Source organism: Pseudomonas sp. LS_2 (assembly GCF_042709235.1).
In the GTDB taxonomy this organism is placed as follows: Bacteria; Pseudomonadota; Gammaproteobacteria; order Pseudomonadales; family Pseudomonadaceae; genus Aquipseudomonas.
The window spans coordinates 244,948-268,766 of the sequence record NZ_JAVAYC010000003.1 but is presented as its reverse complement, the minus strand read 5'-3'; the positions used below and the strand labels follow the sequence as shown (position 1 = coordinate 268,766).

At 64.6% G+C, this 23,819-nt stretch carries 20 protein-coding genes; 5 read left to right on the top strand and 15 right to left on the bottom strand.

The features are described 5' to 3' along the window. Genes RAC97_RS04470 through RAC97_RS04425 form a run of 10 tightly spaced genes read right to left on the bottom strand, consistent with a single transcriptional unit; the run spans window position 1 to window position 11,001 of the window. Window positions 1-1,137: a glycosyltransferase gene (locus tag RAC97_RS04470; protein WP_375098074.1), complete on the bottom strand. Its 1,137-nt coding sequence runs from the start codon at window positions 1,135-1,137 to the stop codon at window positions 1-3. Beyond that, on the bottom strand, window positions 1,130-2,095 hold the full coding sequence (locus tag RAC97_RS04465) for a glycosyltransferase family 2 protein (RefSeq protein ID WP_375098073.1): 966 nt from the start codon (window positions 2,093-2,095) through the stop codon (window positions 1,130-1,132). The genes RAC97_RS04470 and RAC97_RS04465 overlap by 8 nt, the downstream gene beginning before the upstream one ends. Then, complete coding sequence (locus RAC97_RS04460; protein ID WP_375098072.1) at window positions 2,092-3,462, bottom strand: O-antigen ligase family protein; 1,371 nt, start codon at window positions 3,460-3,462, stop codon at window positions 2,092-2,094. Before RAC97_RS04460 ends, RAC97_RS04465 begins: the two co-directional genes overlap by 4 nt. Beyond that, on the bottom strand, window positions 3,459-4,559 hold the full coding sequence (locus RAC97_RS04455; RefSeq protein WP_375098071.1) for a glycosyltransferase family 4 protein: 1,101 nt from the start codon (window positions 4,557-4,559) through the stop codon (window positions 3,459-3,461). Before RAC97_RS04455 ends, RAC97_RS04460 begins: the two co-directional genes overlap by 4 nt. Continuing rightward, window positions 4,556-6,130 (bottom strand): GumC family protein, encoded by a 1,575-nt coding sequence (locus RAC97_RS04450; protein WP_375098070.1) that lies wholly within the window; start codon window positions 6,128-6,130, stop codon window positions 4,556-4,558. The genes RAC97_RS04455 and RAC97_RS04450 overlap by 4 nt, the downstream gene beginning before the upstream one ends. A gap of 14 nt (window positions 6,131-6,144) precedes the next feature. After that, window positions 6,145-7,164 carry a polysaccharide biosynthesis/export family protein gene (locus tag RAC97_RS04445; RefSeq protein WP_375098069.1) on the bottom strand — a complete coding sequence of 340 codons (1,020 nt, stop codon included), beginning with the start codon at window positions 7,162-7,164 and terminating at the stop codon, window positions 6,145-6,147. Between the two features lie 22 nt (window positions 7,165-7,186). Beyond that, the gene (locus RAC97_RS04440) at window positions 7,187-7,828 is read right to left on the bottom strand and encodes a CpsD/CapB family tyrosine-protein kinase (protein WP_375098068.1); all 642 of its coding nucleotides are present in this window, start codon (window positions 7,826-7,828) and stop codon (window positions 7,187-7,189) included. A gap of 1 nt (window position 7,829) precedes the next feature. Then, window positions 7,830-8,576 (bottom strand): sugar transferase, encoded by a 747-nt coding sequence (locus RAC97_RS04435; protein WP_375098067.1) that lies wholly within the window; start codon window positions 8,574-8,576, stop codon window positions 7,830-7,832. Continuing rightward, complete coding sequence (locus RAC97_RS04430; RefSeq protein WP_375098066.1) at window positions 8,573-9,637, bottom strand: NAD-dependent epimerase; 1,065 nt, start codon at window positions 9,635-9,637, stop codon at window positions 8,573-8,575. The genes RAC97_RS04435 and RAC97_RS04430 overlap by 4 nt, the downstream gene beginning before the upstream one ends. Next, window positions 9,634-11,001, bottom strand: coding sequence for a UDP-glucose dehydrogenase family protein (locus tag RAC97_RS04425; RefSeq protein WP_375098065.1), 1,368 nt, complete (start codon window positions 10,999-11,001; stop codon window positions 9,634-9,636). Before RAC97_RS04425 ends, RAC97_RS04430 begins: the two co-directional genes overlap by 4 nt. A gap of 384 nt (window positions 11,002-11,385) precedes the next feature. Here RAC97_RS04425 and RAC97_RS04420 point away from each other — a divergent pair, with 384 nt between their 5' ends. Further along, window positions 11,386-13,089: a sulfatase-like hydrolase/transferase gene (locus tag RAC97_RS04420; protein ID WP_375098064.1), complete on the top strand. Its 1,704-nt coding sequence runs from the start codon at window positions 11,386-11,388 to the stop codon at window positions 13,087-13,089. Window positions 13,090-13,098: 9 nt separating this feature from the next. On the opposite strand, the gene RAC97_RS04415 is transcribed toward RAC97_RS04420, so the two are convergent. Beyond that, a complete protein-coding gene (locus RAC97_RS04415; RefSeq protein WP_375098063.1) occupies window positions 13,099-14,037 on the bottom strand; it encodes a LysR substrate-binding domain-containing protein in 939 nt (312 codons plus the stop codon). A 146-nt stretch (window positions 14,038-14,183) separates the two neighbouring features. Between RAC97_RS04415 and RAC97_RS04410 the strand changes: the two genes are divergently transcribed. From RAC97_RS04410 to leuD, 4 genes are all read left to right on the top strand, one after another. Continuing rightward, window positions 14,184-15,560 (top strand): L-serine ammonia-lyase, encoded by a 1,377-nt coding sequence (locus tag RAC97_RS04410; RefSeq protein ID WP_375098062.1) that lies wholly within the window; start codon window positions 14,184-14,186, stop codon window positions 15,558-15,560. Window positions 15,561-15,779: 219 nt separating this feature from the next. Beyond that, on the top strand, window positions 15,780-16,661 hold the full coding sequence (locus RAC97_RS04405; RefSeq protein WP_375098061.1) for an alpha/beta fold hydrolase: 882 nt from the start codon (window positions 15,780-15,782) through the stop codon (window positions 16,659-16,661). Between the two features lie 96 nt (window positions 16,662-16,757). Beyond that, on the top strand, window positions 16,758-18,179 hold the full coding sequence (gene leuC / locus RAC97_RS04400; RefSeq protein ID WP_375098060.1) for a 3-isopropylmalate dehydratase large subunit: 1,422 nt from the start codon (window positions 16,758-16,760) through the stop codon (window positions 18,177-18,179). A 1-nt stretch (window position 18,180) separates the two neighbouring features. Next, a complete protein-coding gene (gene leuD / locus RAC97_RS04395; RefSeq protein WP_375098059.1) occupies window positions 18,181-18,789 on the top strand; it encodes a 3-isopropylmalate dehydratase small subunit in 609 nt (202 codons plus the stop codon). Between the two features lie 69 nt (window positions 18,790-18,858). Here leuD and leuS read toward each other — a convergent pair whose 3' ends face one another. From leuS to RAC97_RS04375, 4 genes are all read right to left on the bottom strand, one after another. Then, window positions 18,859-21,453 carry a leucine--tRNA ligase gene (leuS, locus tag RAC97_RS04390; protein WP_375098058.1) on the bottom strand — a complete coding sequence of 865 codons (2,595 nt, stop codon included), beginning with the start codon at window positions 21,451-21,453 and terminating at the stop codon, window positions 18,859-18,861. Window positions 21,454-21,561: 108 nt separating this feature from the next. Beyond that, on the bottom strand, window positions 21,562-22,092 hold the full coding sequence (locus RAC97_RS04385) for a fatty acid desaturase (RefSeq protein ID WP_375098057.1): 531 nt from the start codon (window positions 22,090-22,092) through the stop codon (window positions 21,562-21,564). 31 nt (window positions 22,093-22,123) lie between these two features. Then, complete coding sequence (locus tag RAC97_RS04380) at window positions 22,124-23,029, bottom strand: LysR substrate-binding domain-containing protein (protein ID WP_375098056.1); 906 nt, start codon at window positions 23,027-23,029, stop codon at window positions 22,124-22,126. A gap of 84 nt (window positions 23,030-23,113) precedes the next feature. After that, the gene (locus tag RAC97_RS04375) at window positions 23,114-23,791 is read right to left on the bottom strand and encodes a DUF3313 domain-containing protein (protein ID WP_375098055.1); all 678 of its coding nucleotides are present in this window, start codon (window positions 23,789-23,791) and stop codon (window positions 23,114-23,116) included. Window positions 23,792-23,819: the final 28 nt, after the last annotated feature.

The window sequence follows — 23,819 nt, the reverse complement described above, 5'->3', positions numbered from 1 at the left end:
TCACCGGTTCTGGTCAGGGTTCCATTGGCTGTAGCTGTGCCCGCGCAGGAACTGCCACAGGCCCACGCTCATGCCAGCCAGGGTCACCAGCAGGAACGCCGCCAGGCGAAACGGCTTGGGCAGGCGGTGGCTGGCGTCCAGCAGCCCGGCGATGGCAACGGCGTAGCCGAGCAACTGGGCGGCGAGTGTCAGGCGGTAGAAGCCGGGCTCTGCAGCCAGCCACAGGTTGGCCAGCAGCAAAGGCACCAGCAGCACCGGGGCCAGGCGGCGAATCAGCTTGTGGCTGAGCAGGGCGATGGCATACAGGCCGTGACGCATCGGGTTGAGCAACTGGCGACGCGCTGCCAGGCTCAAAAGCCCGCCGACAGTGACCCGCTGGCGACGACGGAACTGCTTGTCGGCCTCGTCCACGCCCTGGTCGAGCACCACGGCCTTGGGGACGTAGACGATGCGCATCCCTGCCGCCGGGGCGCAGGTACTGATGAAAAAGTCGTCATTCACCTGCTTGGGGATTGGCTGGTAAAGCGGGCGGCGCAATGCAAGCAGGGCGCCGTCGGCCGAGACCATGCAACCGGTGCGGTTCTCCACCTTGCGCAGCCAGGCCTCGTAGTGGCGATACAGGCTGTCACCCAGGCTCAGGCCTTTGCCCGGTTCGGGAATGATCATGTGTCCGGCCGTGCCACCCACGTCGCCGTCGGCGAAAGGCGCCAGCAGCAGGCCCAGGGTGTCGGTGGACCATTGGTTGTCGGCGTCGGTGAACACCAGGATGTCGCCCTGGCAGGCCTGAACGGCGACATTCAAGGCCGTGGCCTTGCCCACGCGCGGCAGGTCCAGCACCTGCACCCGGGCATCGCCCAGGGCACGGGCCAAGGCCACGGTGCGGTCGCTGGAGCCGTCGCTGGCCACCACCACTTGCAGTTCGGCGGCCAGGTAGTCCTGGCCCAGCACGCTGGCCAGCTTCTGTTCGATATGCCGCTCTTCGTTGTGCGCGGCGATCACCACGCTGACCCGTTGCGCCGGCAGCGGCCCGGGCTTGCGGACGCTGAAGAAGGGCGCGGCGAGGGTCAGCAACAGCGGATAGCCGACCCAGGCGTACAGGGGCAGCAACAGGCATAACCAGAAAGTGATCTCAGCCACGGGCAGGCCTCCTTGCGGTGCGGTTGAACAGGCTAAGGACAAAAGCGGCGCCGGCCAGGTGCAGGCGCAGCCAGTGCAGGCCCCACAGTTGCAGGGTCAGCAGCGTGTCGTGGTGCTTCAGGCTCTGGCGCAAGCTCAGGGCCAGGGCGGGGAAGGCGCTGAGCAGCAGCAGCGCCAGGGCGACATGGGGGAAGCCGTCGAGCAACGACGACAGCGCCAGCAGATCCAGCACCCAGGCGCCCACCGACAGCATCGGAAAGCGCAGCAGGCGCAGGCTCACGCCTTGGCTGCGCAGCAATTGCAGGTGACTGCCCTGGCGCCACATTTCCTTGCCCAGCCATTCGCGCCAGCTCATCTCGAAGCCCCAGTGCAGCACCACCGGCTGGCGCAGTACCCGCAGGCGCGCACCGGCGGCGTGCAGGCGCAGGGTGAAGTCCTTGTCTTCGCCGGTGCGCAGGCGCTCGTCGAAACCGCCGACCAGCTCGAACCAGCTGCGGCGCATGAGCAGGTTGGGGGTGGGCAGCCAGGTGCAGTCCTGTACGGTCTGCCCGGCGCGCAGGGTGCGACGTTGCCAGGCGTGGGCGAACCACGGGGCCTGGCGCGGGGTGGCGCAGTCCAGGGCGAACACATCGCCTTCGCCACGCCGTTGCAGGCCGACCAGCAGGTCCAGCCAGTTTTCCGGCACTTCGATATCGGCATCGAGAAAGGCCAGCCAATCGCCCTGGCAGGCGCGTGCGCCCTGGTTGCGCAACGCGCCGATGGCCGCGCCGGGCAGGCTCAGCACCTGTGCGCCGTGCTGGCGGGCGATCTGCGGGCCGTTGTCGCTGGAGCCGTTGTCCACCACCACCAGTTCGCAGGCCAGGCCCGACGTGCTGGCTGCGCGGCGCGCGGCATCGAGGGTGCGGCCGATATGCCGGGCCTCGTTGAACATCGGGATGACGATGCTGACCCGGCTCATGGCTGCTCCTGCGCGCGCGGCGTCTCGCTGGCCTGGCGCAGCAATACGCTGGACAACGCCAGCATCAGCCACAGGTATTTGTGGCTGGGGGCGCTGAGGAACATCAGGAACAGCCCGATGGCCAGCATGCTCATGGTCAGGTGGGTCATCAGGTCAGCGCGGTCCGGATCGCCGGCTGCCTGCCAAGCCGCACGGGCACGCCAGAAGTTGCGCAGGGCCAGGGCGATCATGCCGACGAACAACACGCCAGCCGGCACACCGGTTTCGCTGAACAGCTCCAGGTAGGTGTTATGGGCACGGCGGTAGAGGTCGGTGGTCTTGCTGTTGGCCGGAGCGAAGGCCTTCGAGAACCCGGTGTCGGCATAGTGCAGCGGGAAAGTGCCGGGGCCGGCGCCGAGCAGCGGATGCTCGCTGACCATCTCCTTGCCCACCACCAGGTAGGACGAGCGCCTGCCCAGGGATTCATCCTTGTGCGCGTTGACCCCGGACTTGAGCAGCACCAGCGACTGGATGCGGTCCACATAGCCTGCCGGCATCAGCGCTGCACCCAGCGGCAGCACGATGGCCAGGCCCAGCATGGCGAAACCCAGGTGCCGGGGGCGAATATGCGCCAGTTGCTCGCGGTAGTTGTACAGCACGATCCCGGCGCTGATCATCAGCACCACCAGGCCCGAGCGCGACTCGGTCTTGGTCATGCCGGCCAGCAGCAACAGGCAGCAGGCGGCCCAGAACAGCTTGAGCGGCCATTGCCGGGTCTTGATCGCCAGCCACAGGCCCAGGGGCAGGGCGATGGTGATCAGCAGGGCGAAGGCGTTGGGGTCGAGCATGCCGGAGGCGCGCCCTTGCTCCTGGTACTTGGTGGAGAAGATCGCGAACAGGCAGGTGACGCACACGCTCACCGTTACCAGGCGCGCCAGCAGCACCAGGTTCAGCTCGCGGCCCACCAGCAGGGTGATGACGAACACCACCAGCCCCACCAGCAATTCGCGCAGGTTCAACATCGACAAGCCCAGGTTGTCGCTGGTCCACAGGCTCAGCAGATAGAGCGCCATGAACGGCAACAGCAGGCGCCACTGGTTGCTGCGCAGGCGCTCGCCGGGCAGTTGACGCACGGCCAGTTGCAGCGACAGGATCAACACCAGGCCCAGGCCAATCAGCTTGGCGCCGGACACCAGGTTGTCCTTGAGCAGGCCTTCCATCGGCACCAGCGCAGCAATCGCCAGCAAGCCCCAGGCGGGCTTGCGGTACAGCACCAGGGCGCCGGCCAGGCCGAGCACGGCGCCGGGCGCCAGGTACGGGTAGGGGCTGGCCAGCAGGCCAAGGCATACCAGCGCTACAAGGCTCACCAGCGACAGTGGCATGATCATGCGACAACCTCCTTGGCTGTGCCCAGGTACACCCGCGCCCAGTGCTGCGCCAGGGTCGGCAGGTGGTAGCGTTCGCGTTGAGTCTGGCGGGCACGGGCAACCAGCTCGGCGGCCTGCTGCGGGTCTTGCAGCAATGCTTGCAAGTGCTCGCCCAGCTCGGCGGTGGCCAGGGGCCGGGCCAACAGGCCGTTGCGCCCGTGCTCGATGACGTCGGGAATGCCGCCGACGCCAAACGCTGCCACGGGTACGCCTTCCTGCATCGCCTCGAGCAGGATCATCGGCGTGCCCTCGGTGCGTGAGCTAATGACCAGGGCGTCGAGGCGGCTCATCCAGCTGTGCATCTCGCGCTGGAAGCCCGGCAGGGTGATGCGTTCGCCCAGGCCTGCGGCATCGATGCGCGCTTGCAAGGTGTCACGTTCGGGGCCTTCGCCGAGCATCACCGCGTGTACCTGAGGGTGGCGCTGGCACAGCGGAATCAAGGTGTCGAGGAACAGATCCGGGCCTTTTTCACTGGATAGCCGGCCTACATAGGCAGCGAGCCAGGCGCCGTCGCCGTGCGCGGGCCGTGGGGCTGCGGTGTGCTCTGTGCTGGCGGGAAGACCATTGGGAATCACCTCCAGCTTGGACGCCTGAACCCCAGCCTCGCGGTGGATGCGTGCAATGCTTTCGGCCACGCACACAACCCGGTCGACGGTCGGCGTGCGGCATAGCTGCAAACTCAGCCAGGTATAGAAGCGCTGCTTGCGGCTACGGGGCGTGAAACCGTGCTGGGTGGTGACCATGGGTAGGCGCCACAGGGTCGCGCCGAGCCAGCCGAACAGCAGGCCCTTGAAGTTATGGGTGTTGACCAGCGGCCGCTCGCCGCGCTGCGCCGCCAGTATCCGCAACAGGGTGCCCAGGCCACCGCAGGCCTGGCAGTCGACCCCCGCCTCCTGGAAGCGCGTCACCAACTCCGCCGGGGCGTCGAGGAACAGCACCCGGTGCCTGCCAGGGGTCGCCTGGCAGTGGTCCAGGAGCATGCGCTCGGCGCCGTAGAATCCGCCACTGCTGAGCAGGTGCAGGATCGGGCGTTCGGCGCTGGGCACGGCGGCGTTCAATTACGCACCCAGTGCACCAGGCGCGGCAGCGACCAGCTCTTGTGCGGGTTGGCCAGCGCGGGGGCCTGGTCGTTGATCACCAGCAGCACTGGCAGGTCCAGTTCCTGGCTGATCTGGGCCGGATGCTTGAAGCGATGGTCGAAGAACTCGCGCACGTACACCACGGCGATTGCCAGCAGCAACCCGGTGATCAAGCCGAACGGGATGATCAGGCCCGGTTTCGGGAAGGACGCCGTGGCGGGCTCGTAGGGCGCGCTGAGGATCCGTGCGTTCGACTGGCTGCCGTCAAGCAGGCCCTGGCCACGGCTTTCCTCGTAGCGCTGGGCATAGGTGGAGAAGGCCTTGTGCAGGGCGTCGATCTCGGTGTCCAGCTGGCGGGTCTTGCTCTGGGTTTCGCGCAGTTGGTTGATCCGCTGCTTGTATTCGGCGATGCGTTGGGTCTTCTGGTCGATCACCTGCTGGGTCACGGCCAGGTCCTGCTGGCGCTCGCGAATGCGGTTCTCGACGATCTTCAGGAACTGCCCGCGCAATTGGGCGATCTGCTGGCGGGCCATGACCATTTGCTCGGCGCCAGGCTGGAACACCGTGGCATCGCCGTTGTAGCGGGCCAGTTGGGTGGTCAGCTGTTCGCCCAATTGCTTGATCTCGCGGTCTTCGAAGGCGACGTTGTCCACCGTGGTGGTGAAGGTGTAGGGGAAGGCGTAGTCGGCCATCTTCGCCTTGCTCGCTGCACTCAGGCTGCTGCGCAGGTAGTCGAGCCACTGCTGGTTCTGCAACTGGCGGTCACGTTGCAGGTTCAGCGCCTGTTCTTCGGTGTTGATCGCGTTCAGGCGGAAGGTGATCTCTTCCTTGGGGTCGGAGGAACCGATGGCCGTCAGCAGGCCCAGGCGCTGGGTCTCCAGGTCGCCGAGGCGGGCCTGGTAGTGCAGTTTCTTCTGCTCGTAGAACGCCTCGGGCAGCTCGTTCGATTGCAGGTCCTGGCGGTTCTTCAGGAAGTTGTCCAGCAGCCGCGCGACGAACAGGGTGCCCTGCTTCGGATCCTGTGCGCTGTAGTTCACCGAGATGACGTTCGAGCCCGGCAGGGTTTCGACGGTAAGGTCCTTGATCGCCTGGTCGGTGAGGGTGTCCAGCTCGGTGTCGCGGGCATCGCTGACCTTGCTGCTCAGCAGCTTGCGCAGCGGGTCGATCAGGTCCTGGCGCAGCGGGGTCAGGACCGCGCGTTGCAGCAGCCCCGGCTCGCTCTGGTACTGGCCTTCCTCGCGCAGTTGCGCGATGGTCTGGCGGATCAAGGTAGGCGAGCGCAGGATGTTGCTCTCGGTCTCCATGTCGGCCAGCGACGGCGGGATGAATTGGTCGGCTTCCTGGGCCAGGGCGGAGTTGGTGTCGCTCTGCGACAGCTTCTTGGACTGCACGATGACTTCGGCGGTGATGTCGAAGCTTTCGCGCAGCACCAGCGGCAACGCCAGGGCGATCACGGCGAACACCAGGAACACCCGTTTCACCAACTGGCGGTTGGCGAAGAAGATGCGGAAGAACTCATGCACATAGTTTTCTTTCGGTTGCGTGGTCATGGTCCTGTCCCCGGTCAGTTGTCATCGTCTTTGTTGTCGACGCGGTAGCTGAAGCTGAAGCCAAAGCCCTGGAACAGCACTACGTCGGCCAGTTGCCGAGACAGCTCGGCGGCGCTGGCCAGTGTGGTCTTGGGTACGTAGAGCATGTCTTCGGGCTGCAGGTAGGCGAGCTTCTGGGTGCCGCCGGAGAGGGCCTGGTCGACGTCGTAGTTGACCGCATGCACCACGTTGCCTTGACGGCGCATGATCACCACCGAGCCGAGCTTGGCCTTGAGGGTCGGACCACGCGCCAGGGTCAGCGCCTCCAGTACCGAGACCGGTCGGCGGATCTGGAACGCGCCGGGCTGGCCCACTTCGCCGAGCACGTAGATCTCGTTGGCGGCGGTGGACTTGAGCAGCACATCCACGCTCATGCGCCCCGGCAGGCTGGCGTAGCGCTCGTTGAGGTAGTCGCGCAGCTGGTTGACGGTCATGCCTTGCAGCGGTACCGAGCCGATTTCCGGGAAGGTGGCGCGCCCGTCGTTGCCCACGGTGATGTCGCGGCTCATGCCGGTGCCGGGGTGGGTCAGGGCGTTCTTCAGGTTGACCTCGTCGGTCATCGGGCTCAGGACGCGCACGGTGACCTGGTCGCGGTTGGGCTTGAACACCCGCTTGTCTTGGTAGGCCTGGCGAATCGCGCTTTCGGCTTCGCTGGGGGTCATGCCCTCGACACGCACCGAGGCGTTGGTGCTGGGCAGGGTGATGCTGCCATCGGGCTGCACCAGTTGCTGGCCGTTCAGGCCGCTGGCGGCCATGAAGTTCAGGTCCAGGGTGTCGCCGGACTGGATGCGGTACACCCCGGCGGAGCGGTTGCTGACGTGGAAGATCACCTCCAGCACGTCCTGAGGGCGCAGCACCTGCTCGCGACGGGCGACTTCGGTGGCCTGGCTTTCGGCGGCCGGTGCGGTGAGGATCGACACCGGCATCTCGCGGCTTTGCTGGCTGGCGCAGCCGGCCAGGGCCAGCACGCACAGGGCTATCGTTGGAGCTCTCATGGCATTCATCCTGTGCGTCCTCTCAGAGGTTGTCGTACAGCCACTTGGGCATGTAGTACTTGCGCTTGTTGAACACGCTGCCGATCAACCGCGCACCGGCCTGGGTCAGGCGCTGGGCGGCGGCCTGGGCCACTTCCTTGCGGGTCTGCTCGGCGCACACCACCAGGATCACGCCATCGACAAGGGTGCCGATCACCAGGCTGTCGGCGCTGGCGTAGATCGCCTCGCCGTCGATCACCACGAAGCGGTACTGGGCAGCGAACTGGTTCAGCAGGATGCGCAGGCGTTCCGGGTCCAGGCGTTCGCGGCCGCGCCGCCAGGTGCCGGCCGGGAGCACGTCGAACGGTTGGTCGCTCAGGTGCACCACGCAGTCCTGGGCCAGCGGCGGGGTGTCCTCGTCGAACAACAGGTCGCTGTAGCCGCGCAGCTTGCCCAGGCCCAGCTGCTGGCTGAGGCTGGCGTTGCTGGCGTCGATCAGCAGCACGTTGCCCGCGCTCATCATGGCCAGCTGGCTGGCGAAGGCCAGGGTACTGGTGCTGGTGCCGGTGCCGGTGTTGGCCGCGGTCAGCAGCAGCGTGCGCTGCTGGAGGTCGAGGACAGTGGCGGTCAGGTTGGTCTCGCTTGGGGCGGCGATACTCAGGCTTCTCGAAGTGGAACCGTCCATCTCAACTTGCTCCGTGGCCAGTGAAAACCTTGAACGGGGTCTTCAACAGGATCTTCAGATCCAGCAGGAGGCTCTGTTCGTTGATGTAGCTAAGGTCCAGCTCTACGCGTTGGTCGAAATCGATGTCGCTGCGCCCGGAGATCTGCCACAGGCCAGTCATGCCGGGGTGGATCGACAACCGCGCGAGGTGGTTGTCCTTGTAGCGGTAGGCGTTGAACGAGGTGGGGCGCGGGCCGACCAGGCGCATGTCGCCGGTGACCACGTTGATCAGGTTGGGCAACTCGTCCAGGCTGCTGCGCCGCAGCCAGCTGCCCACCGAGGTGATGCGCGGGTCCTTGTCGATCTTGAAGTCGATCGAGTCGCTGCCGTGCTTGTTCAGGTGGCGCACCGAGTCCTTCAGCGCCTCGGCGTTGGCGACCATGGTGCGGAACTTGAACATGCCGAACAGCCGGCCCCGGTAGCCGGTGCGTTTCTGCACGAAGAACACCGGGCCTGCGCTGCTGCGTTTGATCAGCACCGCCAGCACCAGGAACACTGGCGATAGCACGACCAGCAAGCCAAGCGCGGCGATGCACGACAGCACGCGGTTGGTCCGCGACAGCGTCCAGGGCCGCCCGCCGACGCGGCCGGTGACCCAACCGCGGCCTTGCATGTGGATCGCCGCGTCGATGCGCTGGCGGTGCGCCGGGTCCATGCGTTTGTCCTGGTACAGCGCTTGTAGCTGTGCGCTCTTGGCTTGTCCTGTCATACCACCCTCCGTTGCTCCGACTGCTCGCCTGCGGGTTGGCCTTCTTTGGCGCTGTGCGAGTAGTACTGTTGAAACCAGGCGACGAAGCGCCTGAGCCCTTCATCAAGGGAAACCTGTGGGGTGAAGTCGGTCACCTGGGCCAGGGCGCTGGCATCGGCGCAGGTGGCCAGGACGTCGCCCGGCTGCAGTGGCAGCAACTCGATCACCGCGTTGCGCTGCAGGTGCTTTTCCAGCAGCGCCAGGTAGTCGAGCAGCTCTACCGGGCGTTGCCCGCCAATGTTGTACAGGCGCCAGGGCGCCTGGCTGCTGGCCGGGTCCGGGAGGAGCGGGTTCCAGCCGGGGTTGGCCAACGGCGGGTTGGGCATCAGCCGCACCAGGCTTTCGACGATGTCGTCGATGTAGGTGAAGTCGCGTTGGTGACGACCATGGTTGAACAGCTGGATCGGCCGGCCTTCGCTGATCGCCCTGGCGAACTGCATCGGCGACATGTCCGGGCGCCCCCAGGGGCCGTATACGGTGAAGAAGCGCAAGCCGCTGCACGGGATGCCGAACAGGTGGCTGTAGCTGTGGGCCATGGCCTCGTTGGCTTTTTTTGTAGCGGCGTACAGCGACAGCGGGTGGTCGACACCATCCTGGACCCGGTAGGGCGTGCGCTGGTTGGCGCCATATACCGAGCTGGACGAGGCATACAGCAGGTGCTGTACCGGGTGGCGGCGGCAGCCTTCGAGGATATTGAGAAAGCCGGCCAGATTGCTGTCCAGGTACGCCTGCGGGTTTTGCAGCGAATAACGCACCCCGGCTTGGGCGGCCAGGTGGATCACCACCTCGGGGCGTTCGTCGGCGAACAGCCGGGCCATGGCGTCGCGGTCGGCAAGCTCGAGCTTGTGCAGCTGCAACTCGCCCGGCAACTGGCGCACCCATTGCACCCGGTCGTGCTTGAGCGCGGGGTCGTAGTAGTCGTTGAAGTTGTCCAGGCCCACCACTTGGTGGCCGTCGCGCAGCAGGCGGCGGCAGGTGTGGGCACCGATGAAACCGGCGGCGCCGGTAACCAGCACTTTCATGGCGCGCCCACCTGGCTGGCGTCGACGCGCGGGGTGACTTGGCGCAGGCCGATGCCGCTGTAGATCAAGCCATGGGATGCGACCTGCTCGGGGTTGTAGAGGTTGCGGCCATCGATGATCACCCGCTCGCGCAGCTTGCTGGCCAGCAGCGAGAAATCCACCACGCGGAAGTTCTTCCACTCGGTGCAGATCACCAGGGCGTCGGCATCCTGCAGGGTGTCGTCGCGGGTGGCGCACAGTTGCAGGTCGTCACGGTAGCCATACAGACGCCGGCATTCGTCCATGGCTTCGGGGTCATAGGCGCGTACCGTGGCGCCTTCGGCCCACAGCGCCTCCATCAGATAGCGGCTGGGCGCTTCGCGCATGTCGTCGGTGTTGGGCTTGAATGCCAGGCCCCACAGGGCGATCGACTTGCCTTTAAGGTCGCAACCCAGGCGTTGCTTGAGCTTGGCGAAGAGAATGCGCCGTTGCTGGTCGTTCACTTCGTTGACGCTTTGCAGCAGGCGCAGCGGCATGCCGCTGTGCGCGGCGGTGTGCAGCAGGGCCTTGATGTCCTTGGGGAAGCACGAGCCGCCGAAGCCGCAGCCGGGGTAGATGAAGTGGTAGCCGATGCGCGGGTCGGAGCCGATGCCGCGGCGCACTGCCTCGATGTCGGCACCCAGGTGCTCGCTCAGGTTTGCCAGCTCGTTCATGAAGCTGATGCGCGTGGCCAGCATGGCGTTGGCCGCGTACTTGGTCAGCTCGGCGCTGCGGTTGTCCATGAACATGAGTTTTTCGTGGTTGCGGCAGAACGGCGCGTACAGCTCGGCGAGCTGGTCGTGGGCGACTTCGTCGCGGGTGCCGACGATGATCCGGTCCGGGCGCATGCAGTCGGCCAGGGCGCTGCCTTCCTTGAGAAACTCCGGATTGGACACCACCCGTACCTGCAACTGGTCCTTGCCCAGACGCTGCAACTCGTCGCAGGCCAGGGCCATGACCTGGTCGGCGGTACCCACCGGCACCGTGGACTTGATGATCAGGGTACGGTCTGCGTCCATCAGTCCGGCAATCTGCCGGGTAACCTCGAGCACGTGGCTGAGGTCGGCCGAGCCATCCTCGTCGGGTGGAGTGCCGACGGCGATGAAGATCAGTTCGGCATGGACCACCGCGTCGCTGGCCTGGGTACTGAACAACAGCCGGCCTTCCTTGATGTTGTCTTCCAGAAGGTCCGGCAGGCCTGGCTCGCTGATGGGCGCAACGCCCTGGCGCAGCTGGTTGATCTTGTGGACGTCCACGTCTATGCACAGGACTCGGTGACCGACATCCGCCAGGGCGGCCGCTTGTACAAGCCCAACGTAACCAGTGCCAAATACGCTCACGTCCATGTCGGCTCGCCTCGTATGGATGAGTAAGGGAGGTGAAACAGTGATGTGTTTTCGGTATAGCTCAGCTACCTGGGTTTGCGTCAAATCAATGGCATGTTTCGTCGCATTTACAGCGCCTATTCAAAAGGGCCATTGGCCATCAACCCTTTTCCAATCCGAGAGTTAGCGCATAAAGCTAGTGGCAGTTGGCCGCTTGGCGAACTGATGAACGGTCGAAGGCCCCGAAAAACGGGGCTTGTTCTAATAGAGAGGATTAAATTGGGTATGTCTGAAACGCCAAATTAAGGCGTTCTGATATCGCCGGAAAATTGACTTTCACGGCTTGTGATTTGTTTCAACGCTGCTACGGTTTGAGGAGGAATCCATGAATGGAGCGGGCCGATCATGCGCGGAGGGATCAAGCTGGCGCTGCTGTTCATCTACCTGGCGAGCTTTCATGCCTATTACCAGGAACGCATGGACACGTTGGGTCCTGGCTTAGCACTGCTGCTGTACCTGGGGGTGGCAGGGGTGCTGCTGCTGGGCCTGCTGCTGGCCGCATGGATACGCCCGGCCTGGGTACGCTGGCCATTGGCGCTGGTGCTGGCGACCAGCGCGCTGTTCTTCGATGCCTATACCCGCATCACCGACACCTACCTGACCTATAGCGCCTTCCTGTCCATGGTCTATTCCGGCGGTTTCATCCAGGAGGCCTTGCAGCAGTACCACGTGGCGATCACCCAGGCTGCGGCCAAGGCCTCGTTGCTGCTGCTCGGGCTGGGCCTGCGCCCAGTGTCTTGGCCGCGCCTGCCTCGCGGGTTGCCCTTGGCTGCGCCGGTGCTGGCCTTGCTGCTGCTGATCGGCGTGCTGTTCGTGCGCGCGGGCGAGGGCGCCCGGGGCCTGCCGGTGATGTACACGCCGCTGGCGTACCTGAGCCTGTTCGGCTACGAAGCCCTGCATGACCGCGTCGGCCCGCGCCAGCCGGTGACCCTGTCGCGTACTGGAGTGCCAATGGCCCGTGACATCGTGCTGGTGATCGACGAAAGCATCTCGGGCAACTATCTGGACATCAATACCCCGGCTGGCGTCACCAGCCACCTTGCGCAAGGGCATCCGGGCGTGGACATCGTCAACTACGGCTATGCCGCCGCCATCGCCAATTGCAGCGCCGACACCAACGTGACGTTGCGCTATGGCGGCACTCGCAGCGACTACCTGCGCATGAATGCCACCTTGCCGTCGATCTGGCAGTACGCCAAGGCCGCGGGCATGGGCACGGTGTATATCGACAGCCAGCGTACCGGCGGCAACTTGCAGAACCTCATGACCGAGACCGAGGCGCGCGACATCGACTTGTTCGTGCAGTTCGAGGAAACGCCGGTGATGGAGCGCGACATGGCAGCGCTGGAACGCCTGGTGGCGTTGCTCAAGAACGACACGCCGCAGCTGATCGTGATCAACAAGGTCGGTGCGCATTTTCCCGTGCATGACAAGTATCCGGACGACTTCCTGACGTATCAGCCGGCCTTGCCTCGTGGGCGTTATACCGACATCGCCGACACCGGCACCCGCGACGGCTTCGACGGCCAGCCGCAAGACTGGGTGCTGTACCGCAACGCATATCGCAATACCGTGCAATGGAACGTCGGCGAGTTCTTCCGCCGGCTGTTCGCCGAGGGCGACATGAGCCAGGCCGTGCTGATCTACACCTCCGACCACGGGCAAGACCTGCACGAACGCGGCAATCCTGGCCTGAACACCCATTGCGACAGCGACCCGGTACCCGAGGAGGGGCTGGTGCCGCTGGTGGTGATCCAGGGCAAGGGCGTCAAGGCCCTGGACTGGCAGCGGCACCTGGTGCAGAACCGCAATGCCTCCAGCCACTACAATATCTTCCCCACGTTGCTGCGCCTGATGGGCTACGACGCACAGGCCGTGGCGGCCACCTACGGCCGAGCGCTGGATGTGCCGACCGAAGACCCGTTCACCTTCAATGTACGTTTCAATGCGCGGCTGGGTGCCCAGCCCGATTTCCGCCACATCGACCTGAACCAGGTGGTGACGCCGGACAAGGCAAAGGGCGCAGCGGTGACCACAGCGTCGCAGTAGGCTGCCGATCTACAGCACCAGGGGGTGCAGCGCTCTGAACGCCTGGGCCTCTTCCACCAGCCAGTCATGCACGGCCCGTGCACCGGGCTGGGTCAAGCCGCCGGGCGGGTACAGCAGCACATAGCGTTTATGGTTGGGTATCGCCACCCCGAACGGCACGATCAGCGAGCCGCGCTCGAGCTCGTCGTTGAGCAACGTACGCCGCGCGATCGCCACGCCCACCCCGGCAATTGCCGCTTCGATGGTCAGGTGGTTGCGGTTGAAGGTGTGCCCGCGGCGCACATCCAGCCCGCCCGCGCCGATACCCTCGAGATAGAATTCCCACTCGGCATATTCGGAGCTGCCGCGCCAGGCGGTGATGTCGTGCAGCAGCGGGTAGTGTGCAAGGTCGGCCGGACCATGTAGCGGCGGACGACCGCGTAGCAGCGCCGGGGAGCACACCGGGAAGATCTGCTCGTCGAGCAAGGGCGTGGAGAGCATGCCGGGGTAGCTGCCATCGTTGAGGTCGATGGCCAGGTCGAAGTCGCCCTCGTGCAGGGCCTGCTTGCTGTCCTCGGCGACCAGGCGCAACTCGATGTCCGGATAGCGCTGCTGGAAGCGTGGCAGGCGCGGCGTCAGCCATTTGGCGAGAAACGAGGGAATCGAGCGCAGGCGCAGGATGCCGCGGATCTCGCCGGCATCCAGGCGTAGCAGCTCGGCTTCGATGCTGCCATAGGCTTCGGACACGGTCTGCGCCAGGCGCTGGCCCTCGGCAGACAACTCAACGCCCCGGGCGCGACGCAGGAACAGCTTGAAGCCCAGGCGTTCCTCGAGCTGGCGCATCTGCTGGCTGACCGCGCCGGGGGTGATGTGCAGTTCTTCGGCGCAGCGGGTGAACGACAGGTGCCGCGCCGCACAGGAGAACACATGCAGCCAGACGAACACCTGGCCGTTGAGTTGGCCTTTCATCGTTTAGTCCTGCTAAAGCCTTGTGTAGGAAGTTTCGTTGGTCATCGCGAGGTGAGCGCGTCAGTATCGCTCAGAATCAAAGCTTCCATCAATTTCTCCAGAGAGCCGCCTAGTGGTGAGTTTCGCTACAGCGGCCAGGCATTAGCATGGCTATCAGTGTTTTCGACCTCTTCAAGATTGGCATCGGCCCGTCCAGTTCCCACACCGTCGGCCCGATGCGTGCCGCCGCGACCTTCGCCCAGGTATTGCGCGAACGTGGCCTGCTGACCCAGGTGCAGCGCGTGGAGGTTCGCCTGTATGGCTCGCTGTCGGCCACTGGCATCGGCCACGCCACCGACCGCGCCTGCTTGCTGGGCCTGATGGGCCAGTGGCCGGACCGCATCGACCCGCACAGCATCGAGCCGCGTATCGACCAGCTGATGCAGGAGCAGTGCCTGATGCTCGATGGCAGCCATCCGGTGGGGTTCCAGTACGGCCGCGACATGCGCCTGCTGGACGAGAACCTGGACTACCACCCCAACGCCATGAGCCTGGAGGCGATGGGTGGGCAGGGCCGCCTGCTGGTGCAGACCTACTACTCCATTGGCGGCGGCTTCATCATCGAGCAGGCCGAGCTCGATGCGCCGGTCTCCAGCGGCTCTCACGTCGAGTTGCCTTACGAGTTTTCTTCCGGCGCCGAGCTGTTGGCGCTGTGCAAGGCCCATGGCTTGACCGTCAGCCAGCTGATGATGGCTAACGAACGCGCCTGGCGCAGCGAGGCGGACATTCGCGAGGGCTTGCTGAATATCTGGGCGGCAATGCGCGAGTGCGTCGCCAACGGCCTGGCCAACGAAGGCATCCTGCCTGGTGGGCTCAAGGTCAAGCGCCGCGCTGCCAAGCTGCACCGTAGCCTGCAGGAGCTGGGCAAGCCCAACGTGATCGGATCGACCTTGAGCGCCATGGAATGGGTCAACCTGTTTGCCCTGGCGGTCAACGAGGAGAACGCCGCCGGTGGACGCATGGTCACCGCGCCCACCAATGGCGCGGCGGGTATCATCCCGGCGGTGTTGCACTACTACATGAAGTTCAACCCCGACGCCTGCGACGACGACGTGGTGAAGTTCCTTCTGGGAGCTGCGGCGGTGGGCATCCTATGCAAGAAAAATGCATCGATTTCCGGCGCCGAGGTGGGTTGCCAGGGTGAAGTAGGTTCGGCCTGCTCGATGGCGGCTGCGGGCCTTGCAGAAGTGCTTGGCGCAACCCCCGCGCAGTTGGAAAACGCCGCAGAGATTGCCCTGGAGCACAACCTGGGGCTGACATGCGACCCGGTCGGTGGGCTGGTGCAGGTGCCGTGCATCGAGCGCAACGCCATTGCGGCGGTGAAGGCTATCAATGCGGTGCAGATGGCCCTGCGCGGCGATGGCGAGCACTTCATTTCCCTTGATCGGGTGATCCGCACCATGCGCGATACCGGCGCGGACATGCACGCCAACTACAAGGAAACCTCGCGTGGCGGGTTGGCCGTGGCGTTCGTCGAGTGCTGAATCCTTGAGCAGGATTGCGCTGTTCGCGGGCAAGCCCGCGCCAAGTGCCGCACGACCCTTCAGAGCGGTGCGCAACCTGTAGGAGCGGGCCTGGCAACGAAGGGCCCGCGCATGCTTCACAAATCGTGTTCCATGCTTCTCCAGTCACCCCATTGAACCCTTCCGTCCCGGGGCTATCCTCGGCACGTGAACGCCATAACAACAAGGGAGTGACTGAGCATGTTCCATGGTTTCCACAAAGCCTGCCATGACGTCGCCGGGGTCGAGATCGCCTACCGCATAGGCGGCCAAGGCCCCGCGCTGTTGCTGCTGCACGGCCACCCGCAGACCCACGTGATCTGGCACAAGGTGGCAGAAACCCTGGCCGAGCATTTCACCGTGATAGCGGCCGACCTGCGTGGCTATGGCGACTCGGCCAAGCCCTTGGCCGATACCGAGCATAGCCAGTATTCCAAGCGCAGCATGGCCGGCGACATGGTCGGCCTGATGCACGCCCTGGGCTTCGCCACCTTCTCCGTGCTGGCCCACGACCGTGGCGCCCGGGTGGCCCATCGCCTGGCCCTGGACCATCCGGCTAGCCTTACCCGCCTGATCTTGCTGGACATCGCTCCAACCCTGGCGATGTACCGCCAGACCAACGAAGCATTCGCCCGTGCCTACTGGCACTGGTTCTTCCTGATTCGCCCGGCACCGCTGCCGGAAACCTTGATCGAAGCCGACCCCGAAGGCTACCTGCGCAGTGTGATGGGCGGGCGTAGCGCGGGCCTGGCACCGTTTACCGACGAGGCGTTCGCCGAGTACCGCCGCTGCCTGTCCCTGCCCGGTGCTGCCCGGGGCGTGTGCGAGGACTACCGCGCTGCGGCCAGCATCGACCTGGAACACGACCAGGCGGACCTCGATGCTGGCAACAGGATCGAAGCGCCGTTGTTGGTGATGTGGGGCCGCGACGGGGTGATCGAGAAATGCTTCAGCCCGCTGGCCGAGTGGCAAGCCATTGCCCGCGATGCGCGCGGTGGGCAACTGCCGTGCGGCCACTACATCCCCGAAGAAGCGCCCGAGGCGCTGCTCGAGCACGCGCTGCCGTTCCTGACCCAGGCGTAAGCCCCACGCAATGACTACCCAGCCAGGCACGGCGCTGCCTGGCCAGGCCTTCGGCTGCCCGCGTGATACCCCGACCCCAACCGTGATGGACCTGCCATGAACAGCCCGAAAACGCTGTACCAGAAACACATCGACGCCCATACCGTCTGCGAACTGGACGACCAGGGCCACGTACTGCTGTACATCGACCGCCAGGTCGCCAACGAATACACCAGCCCCCAGGCCTTCAGCGGCCTGCGCGAGGCCGGGCGCAAGGTATGGCGGCCAAGCGCGACCCTGTGCGTGGTCGACCACGTCAACCCCACCGCGCCCGAGCGCGATGCGCACATGCCGGACCCCGGCGGCGCGCGCCAGGTCAGCTACTTCGAGGAAAACTGCCGCGACTTTGGCCTGGAACTGTTCGATGTGCTCGACAAGCGCCAGGGCATCGAGCACGTCGTGGCACCCGAGCAAGGCTTCATTCTGCCGGGCATGGTGGTGGCCGCCGGTGACAGCCACACCACCACCTACGGCGCGCTCGGGGCTTTTGGCTTCGGCATCGGCACCTCGGAGATCGAGCACCTGCTGGCCACCCAGACCTTGGTGTACAAACGCCTGAAGACCCTGCGCGTGACGGTCGATGGCGAGGTCGGGCCGGGCGTGGTGGCCAAGGACATCATCATGGCCTTGATCCGCCAGATCGGTGCCGCCGGTGCCACGGGCTACGCCATCGAGTTCGCGGGCCCGGTAATCGACACCTTGAGCGTCGAGGGCCGCATGACGTTGTGCAACATGGCGGTCGAAGCCGGTGCCCGCGGCGCCTTCATGGCCCCGGACGACAAGGTGTTCGCCTATCTTCAGGTCAAGCCCCGCGCCCCCAGGGGCGACCTGTGGACCGCGGCGGTTGCGCGCTGGCGCGAGCTGTACAGCGACGCCGACGCGGTATTCGACCGCGAGGTACACCTGCAAGTGGACAGCTTGCAGCCGATGGTGACCTGGGGCACCAGCCCCGACCAGGCGGCGCCCATCGACCAGTGCGTGCCCGATCCGCTGGCCGAGCCGGACCTGATCCTGCGCCAGGACCTGCAACGTGCCCTGCGTTACATGGGGCTGACGCCGGGCACGGCGCTGGCGGGCATCCGCATCAGCCACGCCTTCATCGGCTCCTGCACCAACGCGCGCATAGAGGACCTGCGCGACGCCGCGCGGGTCGCCAAGGGGCGCAAGGTCGCCGAGGGCGTGCGGGCGATGATCGTGCCAGGCTCGACCCAGGTACGCGACCAGGCCGAGGCCGAGGGCCTGGCCCAGGTGTTCCGCGAGGCTGGCTTCGAGTGGCGGCAGTCGGGCTGCTCGATGTGCCTGGCGATGAACGACGACGTGCTGGGCCCGGGCGATCGCTGCGCCTCCAGCACCAACCGCAACTTCGAAGGGCGCCAGGGCGCAGGCGCCCGTACTCACTTGATGAGCCCGGCGATGGTCGCTGCGGCAGCGGTGACCGGGCACCTGATCGATGTCCGCCAACTGACGATGGAGGCTTGAGATGCAACCGTTCAATCATGTCCAGGGCGTTGCCGCGCCCTTGCTCGCGGCCAACATCGACACCGATGTGATCATGCCCAAGCAGTTTCTCAAGGGTATCGACCGCAACGGGCTGGAGCGCGGGGTGTTCTTCGACCTGCGCTTTCTCGAGGGCGGCAGGCCGAACCCGGCGTTCATCCTCAACCAGGCGCCCTGGAACGACGCGAGTTTCCTGGTGGTCGGCCCCAACTTCGGCTGTGGTTCGAGCCGCGAGCATGCGGTGTGGGGGCTCAAGCAACTGGGCATCCGGGCGCTGATCGGCACCACCTTTGCCGGGATCTTCTACGACAACTGCCAACGCAATGGTGTACTGACCATCCAGTTGGAGCCGGCGCAGTTCAAGCGCCTGGGCGAGCAGGTAAGCGAAGCGCAGGGCGCGGCCATCGGCATCGACCTGCCGACCCAACGTATCACCCTGGCGGACGGCGAAGGCATCGACTTTACCCTCGATGCCCTGCGCAAGGAGGCCTTGCTGCTGGGCCTGGACGCCATCGGCAGCACCTTGCAACGTAGTGAGCAGATCCGCGAGTTCGAAGCTCGGCATTTGGGTTCGAACCCTTGGCTGGCATAGGCTGAACGAAAAAAGCCAGCATTCCGTTAGAACGCTGGCTTGGTGCTGCTTCTAAACCCATCTGGAAGGTTAGACGATGAAGTTGACCAGTCGCTTAGGCACGATGATCATCTTTCCTGCGCCTTCCAGATATCGGCTTAACGTCGCATCGGACAGCGCCTGGTCACGGATCGTGTCAGGGTCGGCACCGGCTTGCACCCGAATCTCCCCACGCAGCTTGCCATTGACCTGCACCATCAACCGCACTTCTTCTTGGCGCAAGGCATCGCTGTCCGGGGTTGGCCAGGCACTGTCGTAGATCACGCCGGGGAACCCCAACGCCTCCCAGAGCACCTGGGAGATATGCGGTGTTACCGGGTGCAGCACTTGCAGGAGGATGGACAAGGTTTCCTGGGATACCTGCCGACCCGCGCCGCGGGCACCTTCGAGCACCTTGAGCATTTTCATCGCACCGGAGACGACGGTGTTGTATTGCAGGCGCTCGTAATCGTTGTTGATCTGCTGGAGCAGGTTGTGCGTCATGAAGCGCACACGGCTGGCTTCGGTGGCGTCAGCGGCCTTGTCGTCACCTGCACCCCAGTGTGCCAGCTCATCGACGGCGACATTCCACAGGCGGCGCAGGAAGCGATAGGCCCCTTCGACCCCGCTGTCGCTCCAGATCGTGCTCTGGTCGGGGGGGCCGGCGAAGAGGGTGAACAGGCGCGCGGTGTCGGCACCGAAGCGCTTGATGATGTCCTTGGGCTCGACCACATTGTTCTTCGACTTGGACATCTTCTCGATGCCACCCAAGGCGACGGGCATGCCATCCTCGACCGCCGTCGCGCTGACTGGGCGGCCCTTTTCATCGTATTGAACCGAGACCTCGCTGGGGTAGAACCACCTTCGGCTGCCGTCTTCGGCCTGGCGGTAGTAGCTTTCGCGCAGCAACATGCCTTGGGTGAAGAGGTTCTTGAACGGTTCGCTGAAGTCCACTAACCCTTCGTCGCGCATCGCCTTGGTCCAGAACCGCGCGTAGAGCAAATGCAGCACTGCATGCTCGATGCCGCCGATGTACTGGTCAATAGGCATCCAGTAGCGGTTGCCAGGCCCGACCATCGAGGCGTGGCAGCCGGGGTCGCAGTAGCGCATGAAGTACCAGCTCGAATCGACGAAGGTGTCCATGGTGTCGGTTTCCCGCAGCGCGGGGGCTGTGCAACGCGGGCAAGGGACGTTGCGGAAGGCTTCATGTTGCAGCAGTGGGTTGCCGGTTCCATCGGGAATGCAATCGGTCGGCAACACCACCGGCAGGTCTGCGTAGGGTACCGGTACGTCGCCACAGTGCTGGCAATGGATGATCGGAATCGGCGTGCCCCAGTAGCGTTGCCGAGAGATACCCCAGTCGCGTAGCCGCCAAGTGGTGGCCGGTTCGCCGCACCCGCGCTTGGCGAGGTCATCGGCAATAGCCTGCGAGGCCTTTTCCGTCGTGAGACCATCGTAGCGGCCCGAGTTGATCAAGCGACCTTCCTGGCTGGCGTAGCGATCCGACCAAGCGCTGCGGTCGTAGGGCGTCCCGTCGAATGCGATGACAGGGCGAATGGGCAAGCCGTATTGGCGGGCAAAGGCGAAGTCGCGCTCGTCATGCGCCGGCACCCCCATCAAGGCGCCCTCGCCATACTCTGCCAGTACATAGTTGGTGATCCATACAGCGACCGGTTCGCCGGTCAGTGGGTGTTCGACGTGCAAGCCGCTCGCAACGCCGAGCTTGGCCTGCGCGCCAGCGGCGGGGCTGGCCTGCGCCGCTTGACGACATGCCTGCACCTGCGGCTCCAGGTTCGGGTCGAGTTGCGTGGCGCGCCTGGCCAACGGGTGATCGGTAGACACCGCACAGAAGGTCACGCCCATCAACGTATCGACACGCGTAGTGAACACCCACAGCTTGCCTGCGTCGATCGATTCGCCGTCTGCGTCCTCGATCGAGTGGGCAAAAGCCAGGCGCACCCCGTGGGTCTTACCGATCCAGTTACGCTGCATGTTGCGCACCCTGTCCGGCCAACCGTCCAAGGTATCGATGGCCGACAGCAGCTCGTCGCCGTATTGGGTGATACGCAGGTAGTAGCCGGGTATCTCGCGTTTCTCGACCAGCGCTCCGGAACGCCAGCCCCGGCCGTCCACCACTTGCTCGTTGGCCAGAACGGTCTGGTCGACCGGGTCCCAATTGACGATCTGGGTCTTCTTGTAGGCCAGGCCTTTTTCCAGCAGCTTCAAGAAGAACCATTGGCTCCACTTGTAGTATTCGGGGTCGCAGGTGGCGATTTCCCGCGACCAGTCGAAAGCCAGCCCCAGCGGCTGCATCTGCGCCTTCATGTCGGCAATGTTCGTCCGGGTCCATTGCGCGGGAGGCACGCCTGACTGCATCGCTGCATTTTCGGCCGGCACGCCAAATGCATCCCAGCCCATCGGCATCAGCACGTTATAGCCCTTCATGCGCAGGTGACGGGCCAACATGTCGTTGATCGTGTAGTTGCGTACATGCCCCATGTGCAACTTGCCGGAGGGGTAGGGCAGCATGGAACAGGCGTAGAACTTCGGCCTGTTTTGGTCTTCGACAGCCTTGAAAACGTTATTGCGAGTCCATTCGGCCTGGGCCGTACTTTCAACCCAGGCAGGGTCGTACTGCTGTCGCATGGGGAGTCCTCGATATTGCTGGGGCTGAACGTCAATTAATTGTTCGGCTTAGATGTTTGGGTAAGGCAGCGTTCGCCTGACGAACAGTGCTTGCTTGAATATAAGTAGTTACTGCGATTCGGCAGGGCCTGGAGCGCTTTTGTCTCCCGCTCTTCCTCCTGCCAACCAGCCACTGGGCCACGAAGCAAATGCCCGAGGTGGTGTGTATTTGGCTTTAAGCGAACGTAGCAGACTACCATGGGTAATCAGGCAGAAATTGGGATAGAAGCTCTGCATTTGTTGTGGGATTTTATCCCACGGCACTGTAGGAAAAATATGGTGAGCGCCATGATAATTAAAGTTCAGCAGGCACACTCGCTCGAAAAATATCGGTACTTTTACATTTCGCGCAAACAGCGGATCGTTCAAAGGCGTCTGATAGTGGGCAAAACTATCCAGTACGGTGAGGATCAAGGCCCTGAGCAGATAAAGGATCGCCAGCACCCACCAATGGGTGCCATACAGCAAGGCACTGCAAGTCAATAGCAGCAAGGTGCACGCACCTTCGATACGCAACGATCCCAGCTTGTTAGCGCGCAGGGTGATAGACAGCGCGCGGGTGAAGAAAACGCCGACGGAGAGTGCTGGGTTTCCTAGCAAAAAGTTAGTGCAGTTGTGCAGAAATACTGCGCTAGGACTTCAACCGCGCCTCAAGAAACTCCACGCACACCCGCAGCTTGGCCGAGTCGGCCAGGCGTGTCGGGTACACCGCCCACACATTGGCGCTCTGGCTGTAGGCCGGCAGCACCTGTACCAGGCGCCCCTGTTCCAGCAGCGGGCGCACATCCCACAACGAGCGCAGCAACAACCCGCGGTGGGCCAGCGCCCATTGCAGGACGATCTCGCCACTGTTGGACGACAGGGTGCCATTGACCCTAACGGTGTGTTCCTCGCCTTCAGCCTGCAAACGCCACAACCCGAATGGGCTGTTGCGCTCCTTGAGCACCAGGCAGTCGTGGCTGGCGAGGTCGTCGAGGCTTTGCGGGGTGCCGCGGCGGGCGAGGTATTCAGGGGTGGCGCAGAGGATTCGCCGGTTGGCCGCCAGCTGGCGGCTGATGTGCTGCCCCGGCAGGTCGTCGCCCACGCGGATCTCCAGGTCGAAGCCCTCGGCGACGATGTCCACTACCCGGTCGAACACATCCAGGCGAACTTCCAGGTCCGGGTAGGCGGTCGCCAGTTCGGCGATGGCCGGCGCCACGTGGTTGCGACCGAAACCCAAGCTGCTGCACACGTGCAGTAGGCCACGGGGCGCCTTGCGTACCTGGTTGAGGTCGCCCACGAAATCTTCGAGGGTTTCGAGGATGCGTTCGGCCCACTGCTGGGCACGCCGGCCTGCGTCGGTCAACGCAACACTGCGCGCCGAGCGATGCAGCAGGCGGGTGCCCAGGGTTTCCTCGAGGATGCGGATGCGTTTGCTGACATAGGCCGGCGATTGGTCGAGCTCGACGGCGGCAGCGGCGAAGCTGGCCTTGCGGATGACCGTGAGGAACACCCGCAGGTCGGCGGGCAGAGGGGATGCTTCATGATTCGTGTTCATGGCAGCATCTTATAACAGCTTCAAGCCGCGCTTGCTCTTGTGGGAAGGCCGCTCCCACAGACGGCCGCTCTCACAGGACGTGCATCAGTGCTTCTTGTCGCGCAACGCCACGAAGCTACGGCGCATGTCGCTGGCCCAGCCATCGAGCACCGGTTTCACATCGTCCAGGGTCAATTGCTGGGTGTCGTTCTCCAGGTCCTTGCCGCTGCCCTTGCGCACCACCTGGGCCAGCACTTTCTGGTCGCCGCCATCGAGGAAGGCGGCCTCCACGGCAATGTCCGTCGCCTGGTCGCGCCCGCCCGCGGCGGTGTTCACGGCCGCCGCGACCAGGGCGATAGGGATCACTTCGTAAGGCTTGAGCCCTTCGGTATGGGTGGAAACGGCAGTGATCGCCGGGCGGACCACGATGGTGCCTGGCCCAGGCGCCTGCACCAGGGTCAGTACGCTACCGATTTCGCGGCGCAGGGCCTCATCGAAGTAACGCGTGATGGCTTGCAGGGTCTGCGCGGAGATCACCGCAGTGGGCTGCGGCTTGGGGTAGAACTGGCTGGGCTCGATGAACACCTGGCGGTAGCGGTTGGCATCGATACCGGGGTCGACCCAGCGCATCACCGGCGCCCCGGAAATGCTTTCGGCCGGCTCGAGCCGGCTGTAGTCCTTGAGAAACCCGGAATACTGGCTCGGATCGACGCGGTTGCTGGAACAGGCAGCCAGGGCAAGCAGGGCAGCACACAGCAGGGTGGCGCGAGGCAGTGGTTTCATGATGTGTAGCGTCCATTTGGGGGAGAGG

Excerpts from the sequence above, each read along its gene's own strand:
- RAC97_RS04465 (WP_375098073.1), bottom strand. The coding sequence starts at position 2,095 with ATGAGCCGGGTCAGCATCGTCATCCCGATGTTCAACGAGGCCCGGCAT.
- RAC97_RS04460 (WP_375098072.1), bottom strand. The coding sequence starts at position 3,462 with ATGATCATGCCACTGTCGCTGGTGAGCCTTGTAGCGCTGGTATGCCTT.
- RAC97_RS04450 (WP_375098070.1), bottom strand. The coding sequence starts at position 6,130 with ATGACCACGCAACCGAAAGAAAACTATGTGCATGAGTTCTTCCGCATC.
- RAC97_RS04445 (WP_375098069.1), bottom strand. The coding sequence starts at position 7,164 with ATGAGAGCTCCAACGATAGCCCTGTGCGTGCTGGCCCTGGCCGGCTGC.
- RAC97_RS04440 (WP_375098068.1), bottom strand. The coding sequence starts at position 7,828 with ATGGACGGTTCCACTTCGAGAAGCCTGAGTATCGCCGCCCCAAGCGAG.
- RAC97_RS04435 (WP_375098067.1), bottom strand. The coding sequence starts at position 8,576 with ATGACAGGACAAGCCAAGAGCGCACAGCTACAAGCGCTGTACCAGGAC.
- RAC97_RS04430 (WP_375098066.1), bottom strand. The coding sequence starts at position 9,637 with ATGAAAGTGCTGGTTACCGGCGCCGCCGGTTTCATCGGTGCCCACACC.
- RAC97_RS04425 (WP_375098065.1), bottom strand. The coding sequence starts at position 11,001 with ATGGACGTGAGCGTATTTGGCACTGGTTACGTTGGGCTTGTACAAGCG.
- RAC97_RS04420 (WP_375098064.1), top strand. The coding sequence starts at position 11,386 with ATGCGCGGAGGGATCAAGCTGGCGCTGCTGTTCATCTACCTGGCGAGC.
- RAC97_RS04415 (WP_375098063.1), bottom strand. The coding sequence starts at position 14,037 with ATGAAAGGCCAACTCAACGGCCAGGTGTTCGTCTGGCTGCATGTGTTC.
- RAC97_RS04410 (WP_375098062.1), top strand. The coding sequence starts at position 14,184 with ATGGCTATCAGTGTTTTCGACCTCTTCAAGATTGGCATCGGCCCGTCC.
- RAC97_RS04405 (WP_375098061.1), top strand. The coding sequence starts at position 15,780 with ATGTTCCATGGTTTCCACAAAGCCTGCCATGACGTCGCCGGGGTCGAG.
- leuC (WP_375098060.1), top strand. The coding sequence starts at position 16,758 with ATGAACAGCCCGAAAACGCTGTACCAGAAACACATCGACGCCCATACC.
- leuD (WP_375098059.1), top strand. The coding sequence starts at position 18,181 with ATGCAACCGTTCAATCATGTCCAGGGCGTTGCCGCGCCCTTGCTCGCG.
- leuS (WP_375098058.1), bottom strand. The coding sequence starts at position 21,453 with ATGCGACAGCAGTACGACCCTGCCTGGGTTGAAAGTACGGCCCAGGCC.
- RAC97_RS04380 (WP_375098056.1), bottom strand. The coding sequence starts at position 23,029 with ATGAACACGAATCATGAAGCATCCCCTCTGCCCGCCGACCTGCGGGTG.
- RAC97_RS04375 (WP_375098055.1), bottom strand. The coding sequence starts at position 23,791 with ATGAAACCACTGCCTCGCGCCACCCTGCTGTGTGCTGCCCTGCTTGCC.